Raw genomic sequence first — 8,046 nt, 5'->3', positions numbered from 1 at the left:
AAAGCGCCAGGCGTTTTCCTCAATCGCCCAACGCACCTGATCCCAACAACGTTCCGCTACCAGACAGGTCAGCGTTCGGGGACGTTGTTCTCCTATGTGGACCTGGAGGCTCGGGTCCGGCGCGACCATCCACTGCGGACGATCCGGCAGCTCACAGATGTGGCGCTCGCAGCGCTGAACCAGGACTTCTCTGCGCTCTGTGCGGTCCGGATGGGTCGTCCGTCGGTTCCGCCTGAGATGCTGCTGCGAGCGATGCTCCTGCAGGCATTCTACTCGATCCGCTCCGAGCGGCAGTTGATGGAGCGGCTGGAGTTCGACCTGTTGTTCCGCTGGTTCGTGGGGCTGGGTGTCGACGATCCGCCCTGGGATCTTTCGAGCTTCAGCAAGAACCGGGACCGGCTGCTGGCCGGCGAGATCGCCGCCAAGTTCCTGGCAGCCGTGCTGGGTCAGCCCCGGGTGAAGCGGCCCCTGTCCAGCGACCACTTCAGCTCAGGCAGGCTCAGCTCCATCACTCTCACTGCCATCATCTCTCATCGACTTCAGAGACAGATCAACCGCATCGATCGCTCGATTGATCCGGTGCCTTACAACAACAATCTAATATTCAATAAAACTTCATGAACGGCGCAACCGACTTCTCTGCTGCGGAAACCATGAGACTCTCGATCGAATATATCATTGAATATCTCTAGCAAAGCGTCTATCTCTCGAGCAACCATATTAAATTCCACGTTAGTCAAACATGCTGATCTGATCGCTGAGTTAGTGTTGCAGAATGCGGCGCCATCTAAGAGGGCGAGCCGAACCAGTTCCTCGGTATAGGAATGACTAGCCTGGGTCCGCATTTTCTAGCCTCCTGGTCAGCAGAGCGCGCCCTATCACGAGAACGCACACTTGAGTTTAAAGTCATTCTGCTCGGAACATTTGACCGATACAGAAGTAAGATCGAATCAGAATGATTGGCAAGACGGCTTACATTCAAATTTCATTAGCGCCACTCTCGTGACAGGGGCTATTCAACGATAACCGCCAATTCAGTACTTACATACTACACTATCTTAACCAAACATCAATCACAAATTGATTTCGCCGAACGATCTCTGGCTTTTATACGACGGCTTATGAGTTTCGTGAAGTCATGATTACGTGTTGCACAATTGGTCTAGCCCAATTTAGAACGGCGAAGCCTTCGCCTCTACGATGTCAAGTCGCCAGGAGGCCATTAAAACGAGCAGCGTCCGCGATGCATTTGGAGGCGCCGAGGCATTCTGCTCCCCGTCACGACCCGCTCATCAATGACGCAGGAAGCGAGGAGTCTTGCGCGCTACGGTGATGAGGCGCCCCTCGTCACTCACCACGGCGTAAACGTTGAACCAGCGCTCGACGGTGCGCAGGTGCTTTGCTTCGCCGTAATGGCGCATCAAACGTCTCCGGGCCGCCTTGTCGAAGATTAGCCGATCAGCACCGCCGCAGCGCATCGGCAAGCCGAACTCTTCTAGCAAGGAGATCACAAACGGAGGTATCGCTCACTGTTGGAGGCGTTTTCTGGCGTGGAGGGACATCGGCGTTGCTTGATCGAAAGCGCAGGATTCGGTGACCTGAAGGATGTGCAAGTGTGGCTCCTTGTTCGAGGTGCCACCTTGAATAATCTGTTCCGCACGCCTGTCATCAAGATCCGAGTCTCGCTTACCGGCGGCTTTTATGAGCCTTTAGCGCTCGCATGATCACTGCTCGGCTTAAGCCGAATTGCTGCCCAACGTCATAGACGGCCGCCTCGAGCTTCTTGACATCGGCCAACCTAAGGCGAACCGCCATGGCAATTGCATCCTCTTGCAACAGCGTCTCCTGCGCTTCCGCTGGCTTGCCAGGCCGCCGGTGCCGGAATGTAAGTTGCCACGACTCGGGTGCTGCTCGATCGGTCCCAAGCACCACATGAAGCCGCTGGAGAACATCGCCGAGGTCACGAAGGTACTCACAGATCAGGTGAGCATCCGACCGCCTCAGCGCTTCACGCACCTGAGAGGTGGTAGCAGTCCAATCTTCCGCAATGCCGACTTCCTCATCCGGGAGAAACTGTGTAGCTTCCGATACAATAGGATGCATCCATGACCACCTGCTGCCTCGAACCTGCTCCTGTAGGTCAGTGCGATCCTGTCCAGTACCATCTACGATTTCTCGCAACGTAGCGGCCCAAAGTGACCAGGGCTCACGTCGGACCGCCCCGATAGCTCTGCCAATACTCCGCAGGGTCCCGGCCGTTTCTAAACAGTATCTCTTAAACAATATGGAGTCCCCTGTATCAAGAGCCTTCCTTGCATCCCAAGCATCTAAGTCACCTTCCAGATGTGCATCGATCGAGATCCTTGAAATATTCATTTGCGCACCCTCTTCTCGGATCAGATTGCAGTAATATTACGATATACAAGCGCGAACTAGATGCAATCTCAAATTAATCGTAGACAGTCACTAAATAAATATATACGGCTCGGCTTTATGTTCAGCAGGCACGAAGGCCGAATTAGGCGTGCGGGCTGCCGTATTTAGACCGACTCATAATTGTATTCCTTCCTGGCGGAATTGCGCCTTCTCCGGTAAGCACACGCGCAATCACGCAGGACGGATTTCGCCATTTTTTCAGTGAGTACCGTTGAAACCATCGTGAGTGCCCGGGCCGGCAAGAGCAGTTTGAGTCGGTGCTTCGGCTGCAATGCTCATTCAACGCCCCGCCCAGTTCCTCGAGGTCGCCCGCAACCGGCTGCAGAGAGTGACGAGAGCGGTCGGGCACGCTCTCCGAGCGCGTGGCCGACTTGGCTGCTCTATCCCTCTCGGCCAAGCGCCGGAGGCTGTCGCACAAGTTTTCCCTAGTCATCCCGACATGATCAAGATGACGAACAGCGGCCGAGAGCGGCCGCTGCGCCCTGTCGTCCAGCGAAAGACCACCAACGGCTACCGCGCGCTGTGGTGTCTAAGGGCAACGTGGCCACTCGCGCACCCTCTACACCGGCCGCCTCGTCTGCGGCAGCGCATTTGGCAACTTACTGAAAACTGTCAGCGCGTGAAGCTCAACGTCACAGGCGTAGGCGGTTACCCTCCACTGACGTGGCTTACTCATTTAAGGAGGATAAATCGAAATGAAGAAGCCAGATTTTATTTTCTTTATCCATTTCGTGCAAAGCTTTCCATTCATCGTCGGTGTAATTATCAATTGCAGGCAGGCCGTCTACAGACTCAACGCTGATTCTGAGCTTTACGCCGTAAGCATTAAGTTTATCTCGGCGCTTTGCCGGGTGAAAATCAAAACGCATTGCGGTTATGTTGAGTAAAATGTCAATCACGCGTCCCGGAGGGGAAGTCCTAGAGACGCCAAACGATATCTGAAATTCTTCATCTGACGAGTCCACATGATTGAGTGCGTTCTTCTTACCTATATCATTGATCAAGTCGGCGGTAAGCGCGTCTGTCTCTCGCCTGTCTGTGTATTCCGGACTTGCCTTCTGAATTGCTATTGCCCAGGCGGATCTTACTATTTGCTCACAATTCGCTATGGCGGAAAGGTTCCGTTTTTTCATCTTCGTTCTCATGAGGTAAGTTGATAGGCGCACCTAGCACTACCTGGGCATGTTTCTGAAAAAGCTCTATTGTGCCGATGGCTTAGAGAAGAGTGGCTGTTTTTCTAAGTCACTGATTCCGCAGTCAAAATCAGCTTTGTGCCCAGGTAGTGCTAGAGTGAGTGAAAGCGGCTGCTCGTTTCGCCGCCGATCCGGCTGCGTCTGTTGAGAGGACGAGAGGTCAGGCCGGGCGCAGACTTGACCTATGGCTCATGCCCGCCCGAGAATTGCGGGCAGCAGGTCCGATGCCACGGCAGCGTGAGCCGCGTCGGGCGTAAGCGGGCGGCCTGCCGGCGTGAGGCGCCCCGCGCCTTGTGGGCCGCTGAAGGCGAGGCCGCCGTTCGCACCGTCGTCGACACCGCACGCATCACAGGCAGCAGTCCCTTCGCTACCATCCTCAAAACCGTCGGCGCCTAGACGCCGCCGTCACGGCCGTGGGCAATTTCGAAAAGTGAGTTCACGATTTCATGGTGAACACGGTTCGTCATGGGATGCGTTCTCCTGAGAGAGGGATGTGGCGTACAAAGCTTGTTGCAGCGTCCGTCCTGGAAGTGGTTGCGCTGGTCCGATCGAGAGAGTAGCTGGAAGGTAGCCCCGCAAGCACGTGAAAGCGCCTCAATCGTTCCGAGGCGGCTTTGGCTCTCGAGCTAGTTGTTCTTGGAACAAGCGGCCGAAGCCCATTGGGCATATACCCGCGAGCGACGGACGCAGAAGCTCAATCTCATCCATGCGTAACCGATCCTTGTCTTGGTGATCGGGATGCAACCCAAGACACACACGGAGGTCGAAGGCGACCCAGCGGTGTTGAACACCTTGAGCTTCCAACACGCGAACCCAGTTCGCAGCAGCATCCACCTTGGCATTCGATAGCTTGAACAGGTAGGACTCGGCCGACGCAACGACGAGCTCCATCACGGCACGCCGTGTCTCATCGTTCATGTCGGGCGTAAGTTGCCGCAAAAGCCTCCAGATGTCGGAGCGCTCAGTGACGCTGTCCTTGATGAGGCGTTCGTATAGTCGTTGAGCGGTCAGAGCAATGTGACCGACGTTACTGGTGTCCGGGAGATCCATGAGCATTGATCCTCAAGATGGACGGGGCACTTGAACTCAAATTCTCATCCGAGCCTGTCCCGGCACCCAACGGGCCCGGATGAGACGCTTTATAGAGCTGGCCGGGCACAGCGCACTGTTATGACTTGACGAAAAGACACAACGCGAAGCTGTTGGTGCATATGATGCATGCCAGTACACTAGAGGCACACTTAGACACCGCTCGACGAAATGTCGCTTTGCTAGCGACGTGAATTTTTGAGCAAATCTTCAGCATTGTCCTACTTGTTCGTCCGCCGGTAATTAACGCCCGGATCCATCAGCCGGGCAACGGCTACTTTAAGCACCAGGCCTTGTGGACTGTCATCTGCAACGCCCACATGATCTTGGAACTCTTGGCCATGTGAAATCAATATTCGATCAAGGTCATCTTCATGCACAGCGTTGGCTAGGTCAAAATACAATTGCCCCAGTTTCTCGGCGTTCCCGACATTCAAAGCAGCTAGGACTTTGTCCAAAGCACTGTTCACGCCCAGGGTTTTGATAACGGGCTCTTGCTTTGCCATTGATGATTCTCGCTGTTTTACAGATTGCTGACACGAAATTTCGGCGTCGCGGATCTGCACCTGACCCATCTCGAATGGGCCAAGCGTCAGCTTCGCCGTTCTCGATCCGATATGCAAAGCTGCCATTTCTTATCTGTCCTTCTCGATGAAGGAGCAGATCTCCGAGACACGCCACAAGGCCACACGAGCACCAAGCTTAACCGGGGAGGGGAATTGCCCCTTACGAATCAAGCGATAAAGAGTGGCGCGCGAGATGGGCACGACTTCCAGAACTTGCGGAAGGCGGATGAGACATTCGTCACGTCTAGTACACACTTCCCGACTCCACTTTAGCATCGCTGCGTGCAGCAGGAAGTCGGCAAGCAGCTTCGCTTGATGAACGGGATTGGATTGAGCGAAGATACTTTGGCGACATCGTCGTTGAAGACCTCACACCATTGCAGCTTCCTCCTCTGAACCGTTGCCTGCTCGAGAACGCAGTTCATATGAGCCGTTTTCGTGACTAATGCAAGCCCTAAACCAAACACACGGCATGGAAGTGCAGTTTTATTGAAATCAGTATTTAATACAATCAAGCTAATTCCTGGGCTGCGCGTCGCTAATTCCTGGTTGCGGGTTGTGGTTGCTAGGAATTATCTTAGCCCCTAAGCGCCTCATCGGAAGATCATTCTTGCCGCTGTCTCGGTCGCCCTGGCTTGCTCGGACGGAAAATTATCCTGTCCAAGTTTATATTGGATAGCATTCGAGTTGCGTGGCCTAAGCCCAAGATGCCCACATGGATTTAGTCGATGTTTGTCAGCGACTTACGCCTATCCAATTGCCGCCGCCTCGAAATATGCTTAGCTTCGGATGTTCACGGAAAGTCTGTAAAAAACAGTACAGTAGACCGATTGCAGATGGATATTCTGTATGACTGCAATGCGCTGTCGAGCGTCGCAGGCGCGAGTGCAGCACGGCCGGTCACGACCGCGCCTCTGGCCGCATAACGGCACTCTCCGGCAGGATCAGGTCCGGCGCGGTCCGCCGGATCGTGTCCGCGACGTAGGATGGCGCGAGGTGCGCATAGTGCTTTTCAACCATGCGGGTGCCGGAGTGACCGAGCGCCTCCGCCACCACAATCAGCGGCGCGCCGTTACGCACCATGGTGGACGCGTAGGAATGGCGAAGCTCGTGCAGCGTGATCGCCTCGAGCTGGGCTTGTTCTAGGGCCGCCTTGAACGCGCGCTGATACTGCGCCGGACCCCACGCCTCGCCGCTGTCGCGCGCCAGCAACGGGCCCTTTGGCGCGCGCCCGGCCGACAGCCGCTCGAACAACGCCGCGCTGCCGTCGGTGAGCGGAATGTGCCGCGCGCGGCCGTTCTTGCTCTTCTCCACGAACACGGTGCGGTTGGCACGGTCGAAGTCGCGCACCGTGAGCCGGGCGAGCTCGCCGAAGCGAGCGCCGGTCATCAACGCCGCGGCGACGAGGTCGCGCAGCGCGCCGTCGCACGTGTTCAGGAGTCGTTGCTGATCTGCCACCTCGAGGAAGCGCACACGAGCCGAGCCGGTGTCACGGAAGGGCTTCAGAAGGCGCCACGCGCGATCGTTGTCAACGAGCTGATGCTGGTAGGCCCAGTTGAGCGCCGCCTTGAGCAGCGTCAGCGTCCGGTTGGCCGTGTCCCGGCGGCGGCGCAGCGCCTCCGGATCCGACGTGTCGACGGCGCGGACTTTCGCTTTCTCCGCGAAACGGGAGGTGCGGACGCGCTTCGGGGCATGCACCATCGCGTCGCGCCAGCCCCTCAATTTGTCCAACGTGAGGTCGGCGACCCGTGCCGTGCCGAGCTTCGGCGCGATGTGGGTTCGGGCGCGCGAGCGTGCGTCGTAGATGGCCTTCATGCCCTCGGCGGTGCGTGCCTCCAGGTAGCGCTCCACGGCATCGGCGACCGTGAGGGCCGGCGCGGGCGCTGCGCCGCTGCGCAGGGACTTCACCCACGCACGGGCCGCCTCTTTGGCTTCCTCGTGAGTTAGCACGCCGACCGTGCCGGCCGCGGCGACGTCGTCGGCTCGACCAAGCCGCGCCTGCACGCGCTTGCCATCCGGCATGCGGGAGGCGGCGAGCCACGTGCCCCCATGCCCTCTTGTACCGCGGCCGCGGCGATAGCCGAGCCTGACGCCCGGCCCGATCAGCTCCCATTCCGGTGCGTCGGAAGCCGGGAGGGCGGTGCGTCCGGTTCGGCTCTTGAAAGCGCTGGCGCGGCGGGGCATCGGCCGACTTTTCGTTGCCTAATTCGTTGCCATAAATCGCGTGAAACGTCAGGAGACACAAGGAGCATTTCTGAGACAAGTCGTTGATGATAAACATGTCTCCAGCTGCTTTCTAAGATCTCCGCTTGTATCATTCTTCGCCCTTTCACGGCGAAAACACGGGTTCGATTCCCGTAGGGCGCGCCAGCAACATCAACGCTTTCGTTTAGCTTCCGCCTTAACCCAGAAAGTTCGTACGGAAAATGTACGGACATGCTGGATCCGCTCATGAGGCGGTCAGGCGAGCCCTTTCGCAGCAGAACCGAGCGGCGCAAGCGGCGCGGGCCTGTCGCCGCTGCACCTTTCCGCCAAGCCAAGGACACGCGACCGCGATCAGACTTCGCCGGGTGTCCTCTCGGATCAAGCGAGGGTGCCGGCTTGGGAGTACGACCCAATCGATCAAGATGGTGGAGCCGAACGGACCTCGGCCCCGGCCACGCCGGGGGGGCGTTGCGGCTCAACCCCGTGTTGTCCTCCGGCGAGGAGACAAGGTCATGAAAGCGCTCCTGATTTCATCGGCGGCCTTCGCTGCCCTGATC

At 57.3% G+C, this 8,046-nt stretch carries 6 protein-coding genes and 1 pseudogene; 1 reads left to right on the top strand and 6 read right to left on the bottom strand.

Annotated elements, in window-relative coordinates; genetic code table 11:
* Positions 1-39: 39 nt before the first annotated feature.
* Positions 40-489: pseudogene (locus tag F6X53_RS31505) on the top strand (transposase); the annotation flags it as partial.
* A gap of 803 nt (positions 490-1,292) precedes the next feature.
* Here the strand turns inward: F6X53_RS31505 and F6X53_RS31500 are convergent.
* The 6 genes from F6X53_RS31500 to F6X53_RS31475 form a co-directional block, all read right to left on the bottom strand.
* Positions 1,293-1,511 carry a hypothetical protein gene (locus F6X53_RS31500; RefSeq protein ID WP_238297017.1) on the bottom strand — a complete coding sequence of 73 codons (219 nt, stop codon included), beginning with the start codon at positions 1,509-1,511 and terminating at the stop codon, positions 1,293-1,295.
* 1,593 nt (positions 1,512-3,104) lie between these two features.
* Positions 3,105-3,569 (bottom strand): hypothetical protein, encoded by a 465-nt coding sequence (locus F6X53_RS31495; protein ID WP_151005806.1) that lies wholly within the window; start codon positions 3,567-3,569, stop codon positions 3,105-3,107.
* Between the two features lie 654 nt (positions 3,570-4,223).
* The gene (locus F6X53_RS31490) at positions 4,224-4,679 is read right to left on the bottom strand and encodes a hypothetical protein (RefSeq protein ID WP_151005803.1); all 456 of its coding nucleotides are present in this window, start codon (positions 4,677-4,679) and stop codon (positions 4,224-4,226) included.
* Positions 4,680-4,939: 260 nt separating this feature from the next.
* Complete coding sequence (locus F6X53_RS31485; RefSeq protein WP_151005801.1) at positions 4,940-5,350, bottom strand: hypothetical protein; 411 nt, start codon at positions 5,348-5,350, stop codon at positions 4,940-4,942.
* A 3-nt stretch (positions 5,351-5,353) separates the two neighbouring features.
* Positions 5,354-5,560, bottom strand: a complete 207-nt coding sequence (locus tag F6X53_RS34195) for a helix-turn-helix transcriptional regulator (protein WP_151005799.1) — start codon at positions 5,558-5,560, stop codon at positions 5,354-5,356.
* Between the two features lie 624 nt (positions 5,561-6,184).
* On the bottom strand, positions 6,185-7,468 hold the full coding sequence (locus F6X53_RS31475) for a tyrosine-type recombinase/integrase (RefSeq protein WP_151005797.1): 1,284 nt from the start codon (positions 7,466-7,468) through the stop codon (positions 6,185-6,187).
* Positions 7,469-8,046 lie beyond the last annotated feature (578 nt).

This window comes from Methylobacterium soli, assembly GCF_008806385.1.
In the GTDB taxonomy this organism is placed as follows: domain Bacteria; phylum Pseudomonadota; class Alphaproteobacteria; order Rhizobiales; family Beijerinckiaceae; genus Methylobacterium; species Methylobacterium soli.
Note: the sequence above shows the minus strand (reverse complement) of the source record. Positions and strands in the feature narration are given on the sequence as shown.